The organism is Brachyspira pilosicoli (assembly GCF_036997485.1).
GTDB lineage: Bacteria > Spirochaetota > Brachyspiria > Brachyspirales > Brachyspiraceae > Brachyspira > Brachyspira pilosicoli_C.
The window spans coordinates 224,770-245,882 of sequence record NZ_JAWLPU010000001.1 but is presented as its reverse complement, the minus strand read 5'-3'; the positions used below and the strand labels follow the sequence as shown (position 1 = coordinate 245,882).

The 21,113-nt window shown below is 28.8% G+C and carries 19 protein-coding genes; 10 read left to right on the top strand and 9 right to left on the bottom strand.

Annotated features, from left to right (window positions below; genetic code table 11):
• Positions 1–30 precede the first annotated feature (30 nt).
• Together ruvB and R4I97_RS01065 are read left to right on the top strand one after the other, a co-directional pair.
• Positions 31–1,065, top strand: a complete 1,035-nt coding sequence (gene ruvB, locus R4I97_RS01070) for a Holliday junction branch migration DNA helicase RuvB (protein WP_335783310.1) — start codon at positions 31–33, stop codon at positions 1,063–1,065.
• Between the two features lie 233 nt (positions 1,066–1,298).
• Positions 1,299–2,186 (top strand): M23 family metallopeptidase, encoded by an 888-nt coding sequence (locus R4I97_RS01065; protein WP_420535686.1) that lies wholly within the window; start codon positions 1,299–1,301, stop codon positions 2,184–2,186.
• A 71-nt stretch (positions 2,187–2,257) separates the two neighbouring features.
• Here R4I97_RS01065 and R4I97_RS01060 read toward each other — a convergent pair whose 3' ends face one another.
• Complete coding sequence (locus R4I97_RS01060; RefSeq protein WP_335783309.1) at positions 2,258–3,694, bottom strand: sodium:solute symporter family protein; 1,437 nt, start codon at positions 3,692–3,694, stop codon at positions 2,258–2,260.
• 105 nt (positions 3,695–3,799) lie between these two features.
• Positions 3,800–4,591, bottom strand: coding sequence for a prohibitin family protein (locus R4I97_RS01055; protein ID WP_335783308.1), 792 nt, complete (start codon positions 4,589–4,591; stop codon positions 3,800–3,802).
• A 290-nt stretch (positions 4,592–4,881) separates the two neighbouring features.
• Here R4I97_RS01055 and lspA point away from each other — a divergent pair, with 290 nt between their 5' ends.
• Together lspA and R4I97_RS01045 are read left to right on the top strand one after the other, a co-directional pair.
• On the top strand, positions 4,882–5,436 hold the full coding sequence (lspA, locus tag R4I97_RS01050; RefSeq protein WP_335783307.1) for a signal peptidase II: 555 nt from the start codon (positions 4,882–4,884) through the stop codon (positions 5,434–5,436).
• A 10-nt stretch (positions 5,437–5,446) separates the two neighbouring features.
• On the top strand, positions 5,447–6,349 hold the full coding sequence (locus tag R4I97_RS01045) for an RluA family pseudouridine synthase (protein WP_335783306.1): 903 nt from the start codon (positions 5,447–5,449) through the stop codon (positions 6,347–6,349).
• Positions 6,350–6,401: 52 nt separating this feature from the next.
• Here R4I97_RS01045 and R4I97_RS01040 read toward each other — a convergent pair whose 3' ends face one another.
• Complete coding sequence (locus tag R4I97_RS01040) at positions 6,402–6,554, bottom strand: hypothetical protein (protein ID WP_335783305.1); 153 nt, start codon at positions 6,552–6,554, stop codon at positions 6,402–6,404.
• A 256-nt stretch (positions 6,555–6,810) separates the two neighbouring features.
• On the opposite strand from R4I97_RS01040, the gene R4I97_RS01035 reads away from it, so the two are divergent.
• From R4I97_RS01035 to mglC, 3 genes are all read left to right on the top strand, one after another.
• Positions 6,811–7,863, top strand: a complete 1,053-nt coding sequence (locus R4I97_RS01035; RefSeq protein ID WP_335783304.1) for a galactose ABC transporter substrate-binding protein — start codon at positions 6,811–6,813, stop codon at positions 7,861–7,863.
• 114 nt (positions 7,864–7,977) lie between these two features.
• Positions 7,978–9,480 carry a galactose/methyl galactoside ABC transporter ATP-binding protein MglA gene (gene mglA / locus R4I97_RS01030; protein WP_335783303.1) on the top strand — a complete coding sequence of 501 codons (1,503 nt, stop codon included), beginning with the start codon at positions 7,978–7,980 and terminating at the stop codon, positions 9,478–9,480.
• Positions 9,481–9,502: 22 nt separating this feature from the next.
• Positions 9,503–10,525: a galactose/methyl galactoside ABC transporter permease MglC gene (mglC, locus tag R4I97_RS01025; protein ID WP_335783302.1), complete on the top strand. Its 1,023-nt coding sequence runs from the start codon at positions 9,503–9,505 to the stop codon at positions 10,523–10,525.
• Positions 10,526–10,944: 419 nt separating this feature from the next.
• On the opposite strand, the gene msrA is transcribed toward mglC, so the two are convergent.
• From msrA to R4I97_RS01005, 4 genes are all read right to left on the bottom strand, one after another.
• Entirely contained in the window at positions 10,945–11,568 is a 624-nt protein-coding gene (gene msrA, locus R4I97_RS01020) for a peptide-methionine (S)-S-oxide reductase MsrA (RefSeq protein ID WP_335783301.1), read from the bottom strand.
• Positions 11,569–11,584: 16 nt separating this feature from the next.
• Complete coding sequence (msrB, locus tag R4I97_RS01015) at positions 11,585–12,049, bottom strand: peptide-methionine (R)-S-oxide reductase MsrB (protein WP_420535685.1); 465 nt, start codon at positions 12,047–12,049, stop codon at positions 11,585–11,587.
• Positions 12,050–12,194: 145 nt separating this feature from the next.
• Positions 12,195–13,178, bottom strand: coding sequence for a hypothetical protein (locus R4I97_RS01010; RefSeq protein ID WP_335783299.1), 984 nt, complete (start codon positions 13,176–13,178; stop codon positions 12,195–12,197).
• Positions 13,175–14,374 (bottom strand): hypothetical protein, encoded by a 1,200-nt coding sequence (locus tag R4I97_RS01005; protein WP_335783298.1) that lies wholly within the window; start codon positions 14,372–14,374, stop codon positions 13,175–13,177. The genes R4I97_RS01010 and R4I97_RS01005 overlap by 4 nt, the downstream gene beginning before the upstream one ends.
• A gap of 471 nt (positions 14,375–14,845) precedes the next feature.
• On the opposite strand from R4I97_RS01005, the gene R4I97_RS01000 reads away from it, so the two are divergent.
• The 3 genes from R4I97_RS01000 (at position 14,846) to R4I97_RS00990 (ending at position 17,910) form a co-directional block, all read left to right on the top strand.
• A complete protein-coding gene (locus tag R4I97_RS01000) occupies positions 14,846–16,144 on the top strand; it encodes an O-acetylhomoserine aminocarboxypropyltransferase/cysteine synthase family protein (RefSeq protein ID WP_335783297.1) in 1,299 nt (432 codons plus the stop codon).
• Positions 16,145–16,396: 252 nt separating this feature from the next.
• Positions 16,397–17,434 carry a homoserine O-acetyltransferase MetX gene (gene metX / locus R4I97_RS00995; protein WP_335783296.1) on the top strand — a complete coding sequence of 346 codons (1,038 nt, stop codon included), beginning with the start codon at positions 16,397–16,399 and terminating at the stop codon, positions 17,432–17,434.
• A gap of 77 nt (positions 17,435–17,511) precedes the next feature.
• Positions 17,512–17,910, top strand: coding sequence for a hypothetical protein (locus R4I97_RS00990; protein WP_335783295.1), 399 nt, complete (start codon positions 17,512–17,514; stop codon positions 17,908–17,910).
• Positions 17,911–18,011: 101 nt separating this feature from the next.
• Here the strand turns inward: R4I97_RS00990 and R4I97_RS00985 are convergent, their stop codons facing one another.
• Complete coding sequence (locus R4I97_RS00985) at positions 18,012–19,298, bottom strand: malic enzyme-like NAD(P)-binding protein (RefSeq protein WP_335783294.1); 1,287 nt, start codon at positions 19,296–19,298, stop codon at positions 18,012–18,014.
• Positions 19,299–19,358: 60 nt separating this feature from the next.
• A complete protein-coding gene (locus R4I97_RS00980; protein ID WP_335783293.1) occupies positions 19,359–20,978 on the bottom strand; it encodes a peptide ABC transporter substrate-binding protein in 1,620 nt (539 codons plus the stop codon).
• Positions 20,979–21,113: the final 135 nt, after the last annotated feature.

Here is a 21,113-nt window from a genome sequence, read left to right as displayed (position 1 = left end):
ATATCTTTTAAAAAAGATGGATTTTAAATATTGGATAAAGAAAGCATAACTAACTCCAATGAAAACTCTTATGATGTTAATAATTCTTCTATAAGACCAAAAGGGTTCAATGATTTTATAGGGCAGGAAAATATAAAGTCAAAATTAAAAGTTTTTATAGATAGTGCAAAAAAAAGAGATGTTTCTTTGGATCATATATTATTTTACGGACCTCCTGGTTTAGGAAAAACTACTTTAGCTCAAATAATAGCAGAGGAACTTGGAAGCAATATCAAAGCAACATCTGCCCCTGTAATAGAACGCCCAGGTGATTTAGCATCTATACTAACAACATTAGGCGAAAAAGATATATTATTTATAGATGAAATACATAGACTTAGAACTGTTGTTGAAGAAGTGCTTTATTCTGCGATGGAAGATTTTTTTGTTGATATAAAGGTTGGAGAAGGAACATCTGCTAAAAGCTTTAGAGTTAAACTTCCAAAATTCACTTTAATAGGAGCTACAACAAGAAGCGGACTATTAAGCACACCATTATATGACAGATTTGGAATAGTGGAGAGACTTGAGTTTTACACAAATGAAGATTTAGCAGATATAGTAAAAAGAAGTTCAAAGTTTCTTAATATTGATATAACAGATTCAGCTGCAATTTCTATAGCATCAAGATCAAGAGGAACACCTAGAATAGTTAATAGATTACTTAGAAGGGTGTTTGACTTTGCTACGGTTTCTGATGTTTTAAAAATAGATGAAAAGTTTGCATCTGACTCTTTGGAGAAATTGGGTGTAGATAAAAATGGCTTTGAAGCTCTTGACAAACAGTATCTAACAACTATAATAAAAAATTATAATGGAGGTCCTGTTGGTGTAGATACTATATCTGTTTCATTATCCGAACAGATAGAAACTATAGAAGATGTAATAGAGCCATATTTAATACAATCTGGTTTTATCAAAAGAACTCCAAAAGGCCGAGTTGCTACAATAAAAGCGTATAGCTATTTAAATATTAATGTGAAAAATAACGATAATTATAAAGAGAATAGTTTATTTGATTTATAAGCTGGAGGTTTATTATTCAAACTAGAAATACTTTTGAAACAAAATCTAATATACGTTTAGATGAATATTATATACAAGAAACATCTAAAGATAAAACTAAAATAGCTGATAGATTTATTAATAATTTGAAACATACAGGCAAACAAAATCCTGTGAAAATTCATAATAATAAAAAAATAAATTATAAAAAGACTCATGATAATTTCTATCATCTAAAAAAATTTTTTCATAAAATATATGATTTATTTTTGCCAATAAGAACTTTTTTAAATAAAATAATATCTGCTATTATTAAAAAAGGAAATAATGAAAGAAGCATATTAATTTTTTATAATGATAAAGAAAAAGGATTAAGCTTGCCTATTAATAATTTTATGATATTGTTTTTTATATTAATTTTCGCTTCATTGATTTATACAGGTTTTGATGCTTACTATAAACAAAAAGAAGCGAGAGATTTTTATAATACATTATCAGCTACAGAAGCTAAAACTTATAGCTTAATTACAGAATATAAAGATTCACTTAATAGATATTCAAAATCACTAAAAGAATATAATGACACTATAAAAAATATTTCTTATTTAATAGATTATAATAATGCTTCTTCATTTAATAATAATAACAATGATAATGATATAAATAAGACCTTAAATGAAATAGATAGATATCAAAAAAATATTCTAACATTTATGGACGTTTCTTCGGTAATACATAAGGAAATACCAGTAGGTTGGCCGGTTGCAGGAGGCGGAAGAATATCAAGCGGATTTGGGGCAAGACTCTCTCCATTTACTCAAGAAAAAAGTTATCACTATGGTGTTGATATAGCAGGACCTTATGGTACGCCGATACTAGCTGCTGCTGATGGTAAAGTTACATTTGCAGGCTGGAAAAATGGTTATGGTTGGTTTGTACTTATAGAGCATGCTAATGGTTATCAAACAGGATATGGTCATAATTCAGAGCTTTTGGTACATGCCGGTCAGGAAGTAAAAAGAGGTCAAAAAATTGCTATGATTGGAAATACTGGAAGAACAACAGGCATACACTGCCACTTTGAAGTGAGAATAGCCGGCGATCATAAAAACCCTATGCCTTATTTGAGTGCAAGATTTTAAATAAATAAGTCATAAAAAATAATTAAGAGGAGCATATTATTTTGATATACTCCTCTTTTTTATTATTTAAATCAATTATTTACATCAGTTTTTGCATCAGGTTTAGGCTGTATTATAGAAGAAAGAATTAAAAACACTATTAAGCTTGCAACAATACCTGGTATTATTGGGTCAACTCCAAACAAGTTAATACTTTTATTGTATTGAAAGAATATTGTAACAACGCTTCCAGCTATTAATGAGCCCATGCTTGCTATTGCTGATAATTTTTTCTTAGTATAATTTCCAAATAAATATGGTATAAATACTCCAGCAGCGCGTAAGCTAAATGAAAACATAAGTATAGTTATTAAATTAGCAGCCCTAAAAGCTATAAACATAGATATAAGGCCTACCACAACCATACAGGCTCTTCCCAAGAAAAGTAATTGTTTATCTGTAGCATTTTTGTTTATGTATTTTTTGTATATGTCATTTGTTGCTATTACAGATACAGCAAGCATATCAGAGTCAGCGGAAGACATAGTAGCAGATATTAGAGCAGAAAATAATAATCCTACTATAACAGGAGGCATAGTATGAATTGCAAGCACTGGTAAAATATATCTGCTTCCCTCAGAGGTTAATAATTCTGAAGTCATAAGTCCATCTTTTACAACACTTGAAGCAATCAATCCCAAAAAAGCAGGGAATAAAGAATATAATATACAAACTAACCCACCCATTAAAGAACCTATCATAAGTGATTTAGAATCTCTTGCAGAAAAGAATCTTTGGCTAATTTCAGGACCAACAGAATATGAAGCTATATACATTATAGTAAGTGATATTATAGTTGGCCAACCCATACCAGCAGTAAGCGATTTTTGTGCAGGTGTGAGATTAGCAATTACATGCTCAAAACCTCCAGCATAATTCAAAGCAAAAGGTATAGCAACCAAACTTCCAATAAATACTAATGAACCTTGAATTAAGTCAGTGAAAGCAACACCCCAAAGACCTCCCATAGATGAATATGCTGTAACTACAACTGTAACTATTACAACAGATACTTTATAATTCCAGCCTGTCATAACAGTTAAAATACTTGCAGAAGCTATAATTTGGGCAGCAGTAATACCTATCATAGGAAGCCCCATAATAATAGAAGTAACTAATGCATTTGCCTTGCCATATCTATTATAGAAATACTCAGATACAGTAGTAACCATAGCATTTCTAAATCTCTGAGCCAAAAAAGCAAGTACTAAATATGCAAAAGATGCCGTAATTACATACCAAACAGCAGAAAATCCCCATTTACCGAAAGCCTGCTCTGCCAAACCAAGCGAAGTACCCCCCCCAATATTTGTAGCAGCCAAAGTTCCTGCCAAAAGTATTGGACCTAAATTCCTACCCGCCAAAGCAAAATCATTACTATTACTAATCTTTTTACTAGAATATACACCTATAAAAAGCATAGCTATTAGGTATACAATTACTATTACTATAACAATAGCTTGTCCCATATAAAACTCCAAAAAATTATTATAAAATTATTATATAACAATTTTTTAGAAAAATACATAAATTTTACAAAAAAAGTAAGATTTTTTTATATTAAATTGTAAAAATTATTTTACTTGTATCATAGGTGTAACACCAGAACCAGAAACTTGAGGCATTTTGCCGTCCCATTTCTCTATGTACATTCTCTGTATTAAAAGAGGGGTTAAAGATTCCTGCATTATTCTATTAGCTTCGGCTATACCTTTAGCTTTAGTAATTTCAGCTTCAGCTTCATATCTCACTTTTTCTAATGCATTTTGTGCTGTTAGGGCATCTTGGGAGGCTATTAATTTTCTCTCTATTGCTTGATCAAACTCATCAGAAAAGTCATGTTCTATAATAGAACAAGCTGCAACTGTAATACCATAATCTTCAAAATCTGCCATAACCTCTTTTAAAAGTTCTCCAGCCATTTCATTTCTTTTTGTAATAAATTCTTCTATTGTGTATCTTGCTGAAACAGCATTAAGACTTTCTGATATTCTTGGGTTAACCAATTTATTTTTATAATCTGTACCAAATTTTTTATATAATTCTAAAGCATTACCAGTTATAGAATACTGAACATTCAAAGTCATTGATATAGTTTGCATATCTTTTGATGATACAGCATAAGTCTTTTCAACAGTTTGCTCTCTCACTTCTATGGTTTTGATTTTATCTATAAAAGGTATTCTAAAATGAAGTCCAGGCTCTTCTTCAGATATTGCCTTCCCCAATCTGCTTCTTATGCCAACCTCTCCAGTTGATACTATTGTAACACTTGAAAAAATTAAAAAACCTACTATTAAAACAATAGGAAGCAACACAAAAAGCATAGAATGCAATTTGTTTGTATTAATATCAATAATTCTCATAAACTTTAATCTCCTAAAAAATAGTTTTTATATACTAAAATAAAAAATAAAATTTTGCAATAATCATATTTGATTTTAGCATATACTTAAAACGATTGAATTTTATTAGAAAATAAAACTATATTTTGTTTTATAGAATTAGTTTATGCAAATAATAAAGACTTATTTTTGACAGTGTATAAAATTCTGAGTTTTATAAATATTATTTTTTTAATTTCATTTTTGTAGGTTGTAATTTTTACTAATATAAATTATCATTAGCACTTGATTATATAAGGGATTTATTTTTTATGAGTAAGATTTTATTGCAGATAAAAGAAAAAAAGATATATTTTTTAATATCTATATTAATATTTATAGCAGACACTGTTTCAAAATATTTTGTTGATAAATATTTACAGGTTATTGGTTATAAAAATATTATTGGTGATATATTAGTATTTATATATACGAGAAATTATGGAGTTTCTTTTGGCTTTCTTAACAATGTACCTGAGGTAATAAAGCATATTATACCGGAGTTTTTAAAGGTTGTTGTTTTTTTGGCAATGATTGTTGTATTTTATATAATAACTATAATAGATAAGAAAAAACAGAGAATATCTATTGTTGGTTTTAGTATGGTGTTAGGCGGAGCTATGGGTAATTTATTAGATAGAGTGATGAGGGGATTTGTAACTGACTTCATTAATATGGGATTTAATTTGAATATTAGATTTCCTTGGAATTATAATATTGCTGATGCTGCCATTACTATAGGCATTATTGTTATAGCTATGGGCGTATTTTTCTTTAAAGAAGATTTTGATAATACATTGAAAAAAGATAAAAAAGAAAATAAATAATAAACGATAAATGTATAAGTTCTCAATAATAGAAGAAAAAGATTTAAATAAGAGATTAGATATATTTGTAAGTGAGAAATTAAATATAAGCAGGTCTCAAGTAAAAAACTATTTATCTTGTATATTAGTCAATAACAATGTAAAAAAATTATCTTATTCTTTAAGGCTTAATGATATTGTAGAGATAAATATAAAAACAGATGATAAAAGAAAAGAAGATGAAGATATATTAGCAGAAAATATTGATTTGGAAATTTTGTATGAAGATGAATATTTATTAGTTGTAAATAAGCCTTGCAATATGAGCGTTCATTGTTCTTCTTCTGAAAAGAGCGGCACTTTAGTGAATGCTTTGCTCTATCATATAAAAGACTTTAATTTTGTTGGCGATAAGAGTAGGGCTGGTATTATACATAGGTTGGATAAAGATACTTCTGGTATAATGATAGTTGGAAAGAATGCTGATATAGTTTCTGCTATTCAGGAGCAATTTAAAAATAGAACAATAAAAAAGATTTATCATGCTATAGTTGTAGGGGTATTGAGAGAGAATTTTTATGAGATTAATTTGCCAATAGGAAGGCATAGTGTATATAGAAAAAAAATGACAGTTCGTGAAGATGGAAAGAAGGCATTGAGTTATATAAAAGTATTAAACAGATTTAAAAAGCATACTCTAATAGAAGTTAATATTAAAACAGGACGTACTCATCAAATAAGGGTTCATTGTTCATATAAAGGTTTTCCTGTAGCTGGAGATAAGATTTATTCTAAGAGCTATTCCAACTATAGTAATTTAATGCTTATAGCAAAAGAGATAGAGTTCATGCATCCTATTAGCAGCGAGATTATGAAATTTGAAGTTGATTATACAGATTATTTTAGAGATTTTTTGATTTCAGATGAGATTTAAAAAAATAAGCCAATTGTATATTGTAACTTACAACTGGCTTATATGAAGTTTTTTAAGCATATACATCCAAATTTTTTCCTAAATTATAATTTACTTTAACCGAAGTTCCTTGTCCAGAGATGAATTCATTTATTCTGATTATAGAATCAGATAAATTATAAACATTAAGCCCTGCACTATACATATGTCCAGTTAACGGAAACATTTTAGATGAATAAATAGAATTAATAGAAACCTCCATTTTTTACCTCCTAAATGTTTTATATGTATATTATCGGATTTTTATCATCATTATTCATTACAGTATATATGAAAAGATAATATTTTTTATTTTTTGTATAGAAAAACTTCATATACTGAACTATAAAGGTTTTTTATTTAATTATTAAAAACTTGATTTAGCTCATAAAATTTATATACTAAAATTATAGAATATTAATTAAATTAAGGAGTTTTCTATTATGAAAAAAATATTCATTATAAGTTCTATGCTTATAATAACTACAATCTTTACTATATCTTGCGGCGGCGGCAATAAAGATAATGCTGCAACTGCAGATGCTAATGGTCCACTAATTGGTGTTACAATTTATCGTTATGATGATAACTTTATGTCATTCTTAAGAAGAAACATTGAAACTAGAATAGCAGGAAAAGCTCAGCTTATTATGAATGATTCTCAAAATAATCAGGCTCAGCAAAATGACCAAGTAGATGTTATGCTTAATAAAAATGTAAATTCTTTAGCTATTAACTTGGTAGACCCTCAAGCTGCTCAAACTATCATAGATAAAGCTAAAGCTAAAAATTTACCAGTTATTTTCTTTAATAAACAGCCAAGCGCTGAAGCTATGGCTAGCTATGATAAAACTTGGTATGTAGGTACTAAACCTGAAGAGTCTGGCGATATGCAAGGAAAAATCGTAGTAGATGCTTGGAAAGCAGATCCTGCTTTAGATAAAAACGGCGACGGCGTTATACAGTATCTATTATTAAAAGGCGAACCAGGTCACCCAGATGCAGAAGCAAGAACTTCTCATGTAACTATGTATATTACTAATAATGGTGTTAAAGTAGAAAGATTAGAGGCAGAACAAACAGCTATGTGGGATACTGCAAAAGCTAAAGATATAGTAGATGCTTGGATACAAAAACATGGCGATAAAATAGAGTTTATTTTTGCTAATAATGATGCTATGGCTTTAGGTGCTTTACAGTCTATACAAGCTTTAGGTTATAATACAGGTGATAAAGCTAAATATATTCCTATAGTAGGAGTAGATGCTATTCCTGATATGTTGAACGAAATCAAAAAAGGTACAATACTTGGTTCTGTTCTTAATGACCCAGTTGGACAATCTCAGGCTCTTATAGATTTATCTTTGAATGTTGCTGCTGGTAAAGATCCTTTAGATGGTACTACTTGGACTTTAGATGAAGTAAAAGCAGTACGTGTTCCTTACGTTCCTATAACTGCAGATAATATTACTATTGCTGAAGAAGCTTATAAGTAATAATTATTATTTATGAATGGGGATATTATGTTTTTATAATGTCCCCTAATTTCGTATTATTTTAATTTTTTATATCGTATTTAGTTTTTGCAATTTTTTAAGGATTTTATTTTTATGGAAGAGAGAAAAGTAATTCTTGAGATGAAGGGTATATCAAAATACTTCCCGGGCGTTCAAGCTTTGGATAAGGCTGAGCTTGTTGTAAGAGAGGGGAGTGTTGTTGCCCTTATGGGAGAGAATGGTGCTGGAAAATCCACTCTTATGAAATGTTTATTTGGTATTTACCATAAAGATGAAGGAACTATATTATTAGATGGTAATGAAGTTAATTTCACTTCTCCAAAGCAGGCTTTAAACAATGGTGTAGCAATGGTGCATCAGGAACTTAATCAAGTTAGGCAAAGAAATATACAAGATAATATTTGGCTTGGTAAATACCCTACTAAATTTGGTTTTGTAGATGAGAAAAAGATGTATGATGATACTAAGGCTATTTTTGATGATTTAGAAATACCTTTAGACCCTAGAACTAAAGTATCTACATTATCAGTATCTGAAATGCAGATGGTAGAAATTGCTAAGGCTGTATCATACAATTCTAAAATACTTGTATTAGATGAGCCTACCAGCTCGCTCACAGAAAAAGAGGTTGCTAAGTTATTTAAAATAATAAGGAAACTTCAAAGCCGCGGTGTTGGTATGATATATATTTCGCATAAAATGGAAGAAATACTGCAGATATCTGATGAAGTTACTATAATGCGCGATGGTAAATTTGTTTCTACTACTCCTGCAAAAGAATTAACAACCGACCTTATTATTAAACAGATGGTAGGCCGTGATTTAACTAATAGGTTTCCTCCTAAAACTAATATACCTGCTGAAGGAATTTTGGAGATTAAAAATTTTACAGCATTCTATCAGCCTTCTCTTACTGATATTAATTTTAGTGTGAGAAAGGGTGAGATTTTTGGTATAGCGGGACTTGTTGGAGCAAAAAGAACTGAAGTACTTGAAAGTATATTTGGTATGCGTACTTTATCAAGCGGAAGTATTATTAAAAATGATAAAGATATTAAAAATAATACAACAAGAAAAGCTATTAAGCATGGATTTGCTTTGGTAACAGAGGAAAGAAGACAGACTGGTATATTTGGTATGCTTTCTATTAACTTTAATTCTATAATAGCTAATATAGATAATTATAAGGGTAATTTTGGATTTTTAAATAATAAGAAGATGAGAGAGGATACTAAATGGGTAATAGACAGTATGCAGGTAAAAACTCCTTCAGAGAAAACAGCCATACAATCATTATCTGGAGGTAATCAGCAGAAGGTAATATTGGGAAGATGGCTTTTGAGTGCTCCGGATATTCTTATGCTTGATGAACCTACAAGGGGTATTGATGTGGGGGCAAAATATGATATATATAAACTTATAATAGATTTAGCTACGGAAGGTAAGACTATTATTATGGTTAGCTCTGAAATGCCTGAGTTGCTTGGTATAACCGATAGGATAATGGTTATGAGTAACGGAAGGGTTGCGGGTATAGTTGATACGGCTAATACTAATCAAGAAGAAATAATGGCATTATCTGCCAAATATTTATAATTTATTAATAAAGGAATAATATATGTCAGACAAAAATTCTACTATAAACAAAATTTCTAAATTTATACTGAATAATGCCATATTTGCTGCACTTTTGCTCATACTTATTGGTATTATTATTAAAGAGCCGTCTTTCTTTAGACTTAGCAACTTTGTAAACATTTTTGCTCAGGCTTCTACTCGTATGATTATTGCTGTTGGTATTGGTACTTTATTGGTAACTCAAGGTAATGACCTCGGTGCTGGTAGGGCTGTTGGACTTGCTGCGGTTGTTAGTGCTTCTCTTTTACAATCTGCTACTAACCCTACAAGAATGTATCCTGATTTGCCTTTACTTCCTGTTATATTACCTATACTTTTAGTTATGCTTATACTTATGGTATTTGGTTTTATAAATGGGTTCATTATTTCTAAACTTTATGTAACTCCATTTATTGCTACTTTAGGTATGCAGCTAATACTTTACGGTGTTACTAGTACTTATTTTGACAGACCTCCTTATGGTGCTCAGCCTATCGGAGGACTCGACCCTCGTTTCACTAATCTTGCTCAGGGCGGTATAAAATTAGGAAGCATTACAATATCATATTTAATAATATTCGCTGTCATAATAACCGCTATAATGTGGGTGATTTGGAATAAAACTAAATTAGGTAAAAACATATTTGCTGTTGGAGGCAACCCTGAAGCTGCTGCTGTAAGCGGTGTAAACATTCCTCTTACTCTTATGATAGTTTATACTATGGCTGGTGCTTTATATGGTATAGCTGGTTCTTTAGAGGTTGCTCGTGTTGGTTCTGCTACAAACAACTTAGGTAATGGTTATGAGCTTGATGCTATTGCTGCCTGTGTTGTGGGTGGTGTTTCTTTCTCTGGAGGTATTGGTTCTATTTTGGGTATTGTTTCTGGGGTTTTGATATTCCAAGTTATTAACTACGGTATGACTTTCGTTGGTATTTCACCTTATATGCAATACATTATTAAAGGTGCTATCATCATTGCTGCTGTTGCTGTTGATACTCAAAAATATTTGAAAAAGGTTTGATGAATCGTGGAAAATGATCCTTTTAGAACAGAGTTTAATAAAAAAGAGACAAGAAAAAGAACTATCAAGTCTTGGATATTTTTTGGATTTGTGTTTCTAATTTTTGTGATTGCTGAATTGATTAGATATATCAAGGGCTTGATTTAGTTATTTATTAATATAATAATAGAGCTATTGCTAATAATTAGTGATAGCTCTTTTATTTTATTAAATAATTTTAATGTAACCTAAACAACTATACTTTGTAATTTATTTTTTCTTCAACTTTTTCCCGCAGCTCGCGGTGCGGACTTCGTCAAAAGAACCAAAAAGTGCAAATAAAAAAATAATACTAATTATATTTTATATGTAATATAATTAGTATTATTTTAAAACAATATAAATATTTATAAATTCAGTTTTTAAACAAAAATTCATTTTTAAAATATTTTGTTATAGAAATGGCAATAAGGTATAGAGCCTTTTCTCTCATAATAATCTTGATGATAATCTTCTGCTGGATAAAAGTTTTTATATTCTCTTAAAGTTGTTGCCACATCATAATCTTTTTCTTTAAGCATATTTATGTATTTTTGAGCTATTTCTTTTTCTTCTTCTGTTTGATAAAAAATAGCTGATAAATATTGTGAACCTATATCAGGACCTTGACCATTTTTTTGAGTAAAGTCATGAGTTTCAAAGAATAGTTTAACTAAATCTTCATAAGTAGTTTCATCAGGGTTATAAGCAACCTGTACAGTTTCTAAATGACCTGTAAGACCTGTACAAACTTCTTGATATGTTGGGTTTATTTTATGCCCGCCTGCATATCCGCTTACAACAGCATACACTCCTTTTCCCTTTTCAAACCAATATTCAGTTCCCCAAAAACAGCCGGAAGAAAAATAAGCATATTTAACATTTTCTGGAATCATATTTATCTCCTCCTTATTTTCTTTAATACTTGAAGATTCTTTAATATTTGAAGATTCGCTATTTAATTTTTCATTACAGGATATTAAAGAAAATATGGAAATTATTGTCATTAATACAATTTTTTTCATATATAGTTTTACCTCGTTATTTGTTTGTATTATCATTAGTTTCTTCAAATTCTGCTTTATTAACAAAATTTAAAGATACAGAATTAATACAATATCTTGTTTGTTTATCAGTAAAGCCTTCATTGTAAAATACATGTCCTAAATGACCTCCGCATTTTGCACAAGTCACTTCTATTCTGCATCCGTCTTTTACTAATTTTATGTTTTCTGCAACTGCATCATCAAAACTAGGCCATCCTGTACCAGAATTAAATTTAGCATCAGATTTAAATAGTAAATTACCGCATAATTTACAAGTGTATACTCCATCAGATTTTACATCTAAAAGATCCCCTGTAAATGGAAACTCTGTACCTTTGTTTATTAACACTTCATATTCTTTTGATGTTAATTTTGATGTTGATACTTTTATATTAGGTTTATCATCAGCAACATTATTATTTGATGCAATATTATTTGTTTGTGCTATTATATTTTTCATTTCTTTTTCATTGCAAGCTGCAAATATAATAGATATCGTTAAAAGTAATATTTTATACAAATTGAAACTCCTATTAAATAAATTATTTTTTAAACAAGAATCATATACCACCTTATAAATATAATAAAAAAATATATATTTACAATTATTTATATAATTTTAATGGAAATGTCAAAGTTTTTCCGCTTCTAATATCTAATATATTTCCAGTGGTGTCTATAATTTTGCTTCCAAACATTGTTGTAAATCTTTTATATTTTATGTTTACAGGCAATAAGAGATATTCTATATTACCTGTATCTATATCAATTCTATAAAGTATCATACTCTCTTTTGGGTTTTTATCATTTTCCATATTATCTTTTGATATAGCAGGATTATCAAAATATATCTTCTTATCTAAATAAAATATTCCGCCATCATATTCACAATTAAACACAGATGATAATTCTACTTTCCATACTATTTTTCTATTACTATAGAAAGCAATAGATTTGTTTGATTCTGTTAATATAAAGTCTTTTCCTACAGAATATATATTAGTTATTTTCATATTTGGGTTTTCTAATTGTATTTTACCATCATTTAAGGTGAGTAAATTTACTTGATATAATATTTTATTATTTACGGCAGACGGATATGTAAACATTGTTCTTTTTTCATCAAAAGCTCCATCAGATATAAATGTATTTTCTTTCAGGCTGTATACTATTTTTTTATCTTCTATATTGTAGATAAAAACATTTGTTCTATTAAATTCTTTTGCTCTGCATATTATTAATTTTGGGTTAGCTGTAAAATATGCTTCATAAACATACATTCCAGATAGTTCTAAAAATACTTTATTAGTACCTATTTCTACAATTTTTAATGTATTATTTGAGTTGTTAGTATTATCCACAGATATAGTTATTATCTTCTGCCCATCTAAAGATAAATCCAATATAGAATAAGATTTAGCATTCTTATGAAATATTCTGCATTTATCAAGACTAAAATCATAAAAGAAACTGTTGTAAGCCCCTTTGAAATATGGAGTAAATATACCTCTATTATTTTTTTTATCTATATATATATAATAGTCCTTTTTGTCTGTCTTATTAAAAATAACATTTTGTTTTATTATCATAAGTTTTTATCCTCTTTTTCATTATTAATTCTTACTTCCATAAGTATATTAACTTTTGCATCGCTTTTATTTTCTAATATGGCATAATTGTCATATAATTCTACTACCTTTGCTTTTGTAACTAATGTTTTTTTAGTTTTATAAAATCTATATATGTAAAGCATCTCGCTTGTATACCAGAAATCTCCTTGAGCATTTTCTCTAGTTTGCTGATAGGCAGAAGGATAATTATTATTTATTATATTATTTTTATATTGTTTTGATATATTACTTTTTTGATTATTAGCATTTTGATTATTAGTTTGTGTATTATTAGTAATTTCTTGATTGGCATTACTGATAGAATTATTAGTAATATAATTATTTGTAATATAAAAATTTGTATTATTATGAACAACAAAATTATTAGGGTCTATATTATTTGTTAATATTCCATTAGTCAAAGAACTTTGTTTTCTTTCGTTAATTTTATTGATAAGATAATCGTTATTAGGAGGCAAATCTAAATAGCGTTCTAAACTGTATATTTCAAACTCATCTCCTATTTTTATATTATTTCTTTTTCCTAAATTTATAAATATTTTATTATCTTCTATCCTTGTAATACTACCAATTAAAGGAGGGATTTTCAAAAATGCTGCTATATCATTAGCTATATTATTAAAAGCTAAAATGCTAGCCCAGCCTAATGCACTTTCATAAAATAAAGCATCTTCAGAGTTATATACAGCACTGTTTCCAGGAAGCACATAGCTTGCAGAATTTGTGAAAGTATTTAAGATTTCTAAAGTATTTATATCTATAAGATTAACTTTAAACTCTACATTAGCTGTATCTTTTCCGCCTTGTTTTAAATTAAAGTCAAGAACTTCTCCTGTAATTAAATAATCAGATTCGAAAGTCTCTTTAACGAAATTGCCTGCTACAGTGATATTTGTAGATAATGTTTTATATTTTACAACATTATCATAAGATTCAAAATATGATATAAGTAAATCATAATCACTTACATCAAACATGTGCGTATTTTTGAGAGATATTTCAAAAGCTCTTGGCATACCATCATCAACCATATATTCATCTACCCATTTTTTTTCTTTACTTAGAAATGGAAGCACAGTTACTTTTACACTATATAAATTAGAACTGAATAATGTTAATAAAAATAGCAGTGAAATAATTTTATATTTGAGCATATATTTAATAATCTTTTCCTATAGTTTTATCTTTTTTATTTTTTTCATAAGTAGTTATTGTTCCTATAGAAATTAAAGCAAATAACAATCCAAAAATAAATATAAATTTTCTTAAAATATTCATTTTTATAAGACCTTTTATTTTATTGTTAACTTATATTATATATTAAGCATATACCAATTTCAATACTATAATTTAGCTTTTAAAAATATATATAAAATAATTTTTCTAAAAGTTTTAATAATTACTATTGACAATAGTATATTTTTTATATATAACATATTATTAAAATATAAAATTTTAAGGAATTGTAAAATATTTATGAATAATGCAGTTATTATGAACATGCTTTGCCTCATGCAAATGCAAAAAATAGTTACGGCTGCATAATAATATTAATTTTTTAAATTCAGCCGTCAAATTTTTTGGCGGCTTTTTTATTTTTAAATTTAAATATTTTAGGAGTTTATATGTCAAGGCAATTAAAATTTGAGACTTTATCTGTTCATGCAGGACAAGAAAATAATGATGTATTTGGAAGCAGAGGTGTACCTATATATAAAACAACATCTTATATGTTTAAAAACTCTAAGCATGCTGCTGATTTATTTGATTTAAAAGAGTTAGGCTATATTTACACAAGATTAGGTGACCCTACTACAGATATATTAGAAAAAAGAATTACAGCAATGGAAAACGGTAAATCTTCTATAGCGGTGTCTTCTGGAACAAGTGCTATATTTAATACTATGATTACTATATGCGAGGCAGGCGATGAGATATTATCATCTTTTAGTTTGTATGGAGGCACATATTCACAGTTTGCTGCAATACTTCCAAAATTTGGTATTAATACAAACTTTGTTGATGCAAAAGACCCAAAAAACTTTGAAAAGGCAATTACTAAAAATACAAAGGCAATATATATAGAAACAATATCAAACCCTTCATTAGATTTTACAGATATAGAAGAAGTAGCAAAAATAGCACATAGCAACAATATACCATTAATAGTAGACGGTACTTTTACAACACCTTATTTGCTTCAAACTATAAATCATGGTGCTGATATAGTAATTAATTCTCTTACTAAATGGATTGGCGGCCATGGAAGCAGTGTTGGAGGGGCTGTTACAGATGCGGGTAAGTTTAATTGGAAAGATGATAAGTTTACTTTGTTTACTCAGCCTGATGCTAATTATCATGGTTTAAAATGGGCTTATGATTTACCTGATGAGTTAAGAGATATTGCTTTTACTATGAGATTTAGAACTGTGCCTTTAAGAAATTTGGGAGCTTGTTTGTCGCCTGATAATTCTTGGGTATTTATTCAGGGAATGGAGTCTTTACCTTTGAGAATGGATAGGCATTCATTTAATGCTATGAAGGTTGCTGAGTTTTTAGAAAAAGATGATAGGGTTGAGTGGGTGAGGTATCCTGGGCTTAAAAATGATGCTTCTTATAATATAGCTAAAAAATATTTGAAAGATGATAAATTTGGGGGTATGGTTGTATTTGGCATAAAGGGCGGATATGATGCTGCTGTTAAGTTTATAGACAATATAAAATTATTTTCTCATCTTGTTAATGTGGGAGATGTTAAGAGTTTGGTGGCACATCCTGCTTCTACAACGCATTCTCAATTGTCTGAGGAAGAGTTAATAAATGCAGGTATTACTAAAAACTTTATAAGACTTTCTATAGGAATAGAGCATATAGATGATATATTATATTATCTTGATGAGGCTTTAACTATAGCGAGTAAATGATTATATATAACTATTGATAAGAATTAATTACAAAATTTTTTTTAATAAAAAAATAATGTATTATATATTTTTTAAGTATAGTTTTGGTATATAAAATTGCAGTCTTTTTGCTTCTTTGGGACACCAAAAGAAGTGGGGTTTTACCCTATGGGTACGCTTCGCAGGGGGGGAAAGCCCCAATCGTTAAATTAATAATAATACTATTAGATATTATTAATAGTTTTGAAATAAGTTTAATAATTAGGATAAGTTATGATAGAGTATTTTGATTATAATAAAACTTTTAAATTTGAAAACTCTGCTGCTATAGATAATTTAAAAATAGCATACACTACAAATGGTAAATTAAATGATAAAAAAGATAATGCCGTATTAATTTGCCATGCTTTTACAGGAGACAGTGATGTTCTCACTTGGTGGAGCAATTTTGTTGGCAAGAAAAAAGCTATAGACACAGATAAATATTTTGTAATATGTTCAAATGTGCTTGGAGGCTGCTATGGAACAACTGGTCCTTCATCAAAGAAACCTAATAGTCATCTATGCTATGGCACAGATTTTCCAAGTTTTACTATGAAAGACATTGTAAAGGCTCAAAAATTATTAATAGATTATTTGAAAATAAATAAGCTTTATGCAGTTGTAGGCGGCTCTATGGGAGGAATGCAGGTTTTGCAGTGGAGTGCATCATACCCAAACATGATGAACAAATTAATAATTATAGCAAGCTGTATGACTCATTCACCTATGCAAATAGCTTTTAATGAAATATCAAGACAGGCTATAACAGAAGATTCAGAATGGTATGGAGGCAAATATTACGGCATATCCACTCCAGATAATGGACTTGCTTTGGCTAGAATGCTTGGGCATATCACGTACATGAGCGAAGAGTATATGAGAAAAAAATTTGGAAGAAGAAGAAAAAAGGCTATAAAATATTTTACTCCTTCTTTTGAAGTGGAAAATTATTTGCATTACAATGGTGAAAAATTTAGTGAGAGATTTGATGCTAATAGTTTTTTGTATCTTACCAAGGCTATGGATTTATTTGATGTGAGAGATAATATAAAAAAAATAAAGAAGCATTCTATAGATAAAGTCCTTGTAATATCATTTGTATCAGACTGGCTTTATCCGAGTTATCAGTCTGAGGATATAGTAAAAGCTTATAGAGAACTTAATATTGATACTGAGTTTCATGAATTAAAATCAAACTATGGTCATGATGCTTTTTTGCTTAAAAATGATGAGCAGACAAAATATATAAAAAACTTTTTAAACTCTTAATAATATTTGTTTTTTAGGGAACTTTTATATTTAATAGCTCGTCTAATAATATATAAATAATATTTATGGAGATAAATATGAAACAGTTTTTAAGCATTATTTTTATCGTATCAATTTTATCAGTACCAGCTTTTGCTAAGAATTATTCTTCTTATAACAAAGCTAATAATTATTATTGTTATGATGATGGAGAAGTTTATAATTATGGATATTTTATTTATAATTCTGCTTCTCTCACTAAAGAGCAATTAGCTGAAATAACAAAATTAAAAACTGAATATCAGCCAAAGATTTCTGAATTAAAACAAAAAATAAATACAGAAAAAACAAAAATGCGTTTAGAAATGCTTAAGGAAAATCCAGATACTGAGATAATTAATAATTCAATTAATTTAAATATTGAATATGCAAAAGAGTTGCAAAATGTATCAAATGAGTTTTTAGCAAAATATAGAGCAATAAAAGGCAGTAAGTAATTAATAATAAATAAGGAAAAATAAAAAAAGAGAATTTATAATAATAAAATAAATTCTCTTTTTTTATTTGCATTTATTGTAAATTAATAAATATATTTTTATTAATTCCAATATTTTTTCATTCTATTTTTTAGAGAAGCCTTATATTTTTCAAAATCATTAATAGGCTCTCGAGCAAGCCCCTCATCGCATGCAGCCTTAGCAACAGCAGGAGATACCCACTCAATAACCCTTGGGTCAAAAGGTTTTGGCACTATATAATTTTTACCAAACTCAAAAGTTTTATTTCCATAAGCTTTGAAAACCTCTTCAGGTACTTTTTCTTTAGCAAGGGCAGCCAATGCTAATGAAGCAGCCATTTTCATTTTTTCTGATATAGCTTTTGCCTTCACATCTAAAGCACCTCTAAATATAAAAGGAAAACCCAACACATTGTTAATCTGATTAGGATAATCGCTTCTTCCTGTAGCCATAATTAAATCATTTCTAACAGCTACCGCCTTTTCGTATTGTATCTCAGGGTTAGGGTTAGCCATAGCAAATATTATAGGTTTTTTAGCCATAGATTTAACCATATCCTCACTAACACAATCAGCAACAGAAAGCCCAGCAAATACATTAGCTCCTTTCATAGCCTCTTCAAGATTTTTTACTTTTAAGTCTGTTGCAAACTCCTTTTTCTCTTCGGTAACTGATTCTATTCTATCTTTAGTGATAACGCCTTTACTGTCGCACATAATAATATTTTCTTTAGGTACTCCCAACGCTACAAACATTTTAGCACAAGAAATGCCTGCAGAACCCGCACCATTAAATACTATCTTAGCATTTCTTTTATCTATATTTGCAATTTCTAAAGCATTAATCAAAGCAGCAGAACATATTATAGCCGTACCGTGCTGGTCATCATGAAACACAGGTATATCACATTTTTCTATTAAAGTTTTTTCTATTTTGAAGCATTCAGGAGCTTTTATATCTTCGAGGTTGATTCCTCCGAAAGTAGGCTCTAATGCTTTTACTATTTCTATGATTTTATCAGGATTTTTTTCATTGATTTCTATATCAAATACATCAATATCCGCAAAGCGTTTAAATAATATTCCCTTTCCTTCCATAACAGGTTTTGAAGCTAAAGCCCCTCTGTCCCCTAATCCAAGTATTGCAGTTCCGTTTGAAATAACAGCAACTAAATTTCCTTTAGAAGTATATTTGTATGCATCGCTTGGATTTTCTGCTATTTCAAGTACAGGTTTAGCAACTCCGGGAGTATATGCTAATGATAAGTCATCAGCAGTTTTACAAGGTTTTGTAGCTATAACTTCTATTTTTCCAGCTTTCCCTTTTGAGTGATATTCTAATGCTTTTGTTTTTAATTCATCTGACATAATATTATTTTCCTTAAATATTATATTTTAAAAAATTAATAATAATTAAATACAAATGTATTATCTATTAGTATTTTTAGTTACCTCTATATAACAATAATTGAATTTATGCCTTCCTAAAGGACTTAATACCACATTTTTTAGTATTGGATTAATCATAAATGAATCTGTTCTATAATAGAGAGGTATTATAGGCATTTCATCCATAAGTATAGCTTCAGCTTCTTTCATAGCATTCATTCTAACATTATTATCAGATGAAGTTTTTGCTATATTAATAAGGTTATCATAATTAGAATTTGAAAAACCTGTGTGATTAATTCCGCTGTAGCTAAGCATTACTTCAAGCATGGTCATAGGGTCATTATAATCTCCAGTCCAACCCATTCTTGCCATTTCATAATCTTTATCTATTAAAGTTTGTAATGTAATAGGGAACTCTTCTTGTAATAATTTAATATCTATATTTAAATTATTTTTCCACATTTGCTGTATAGTCTCCCCAACTAATACATATATACCAGGTGATACTTTTAATTCTAAAACAGGGAAATCTTTTCCATTTGGATAACCTGCTTCAGCCATTAATTGTTTTGCTTTTTCAACATTGGCTAAATAATTTTTGTTATTTATATATTCTTGATTTTCAACTCTAAATGTAGAATTAGAACCTCTCACAGTAGGAGGTATAAATGCTCCTGCAGGTGTTTGTCCTCCTTTAGTTACATTTAGTACCAAATAATTTCTATCTATTGCCAAAGATAAAGCCTGTCTTACTCTTTTATCTTTTAAAGCATTGTTTGTAATATTTAATTCTATGTAGTAAGTTCCAATGGCTTTATTTTCAATTAATAAATTTTCAGCTTTTAAAGACTCTATTTCTGAAGAAGGCGGTTCTAATGCAGAAAAATGTATAGAAGAACTTTTAATACCAGACATAGCAGTATTTGGTTCACTCATCAATATGAAATTTATTTTTTTTGCTGCTTGTTCATTTGGGTTATAATAGTTTTTATTTGCAGAAAATACTATTTTTTCATCTATTAGTCTTTCTGTCATATTATAAGGTCCATTTCCTATATATGTTTTTGGATTTAGAGTCCATTCATCACCATAGGTATTTATAATATCCTCTCTTAATGGCATAAATATTCCAGTAGATGCTATAAACTCAAGAAAATATGGTGAAGGATTAGCCAATGTTACTTGAAATGTGTAATCATCTATAGCTTTTACTGCTAGTTCATTATAGTTCATAGTGCCTTCATTGATTTCTTTAGCATTTTTTACTATTTCCATCATATATGCATATTCAGCAGCAACGCTCGGATTAACACTTCTCTTCCAAGAATACTCAAAATCTTTAGCAGTAACATTTGTTCCGTCAGACCATAAAGCGTTTGTTCTTAAATAAAATGTATATGTAAGTCCATCATCTGATATATCCCATCTTTCTGCCATACCAGGCTGAACATTATTATTAGAATCCATTTTAGTTAAGCCTTCAAATGCATGAAGTATATAACAAGATACAGCATTTAATGAGTTTAATGTAGGGTCTAAAGTTTTTGGTTCCGGCCCCATATTGATAGATATAGCTTCGTTTACAATTGAGCTTTGTTTTGTACAAGATATAGTATATATAAAGATAAAAAATATAATTAATGCAATTTTTTTCATTTTTTATACTCCTAAAGATTTTTTACATTATATGATATGTCTATGCAAAGTCAATAAAAAATTTCTATAAATAATAATTATTGCTGATAAAACTATTTACTTATTCTAAGAATAACAATTTGAAAATATAAAAAA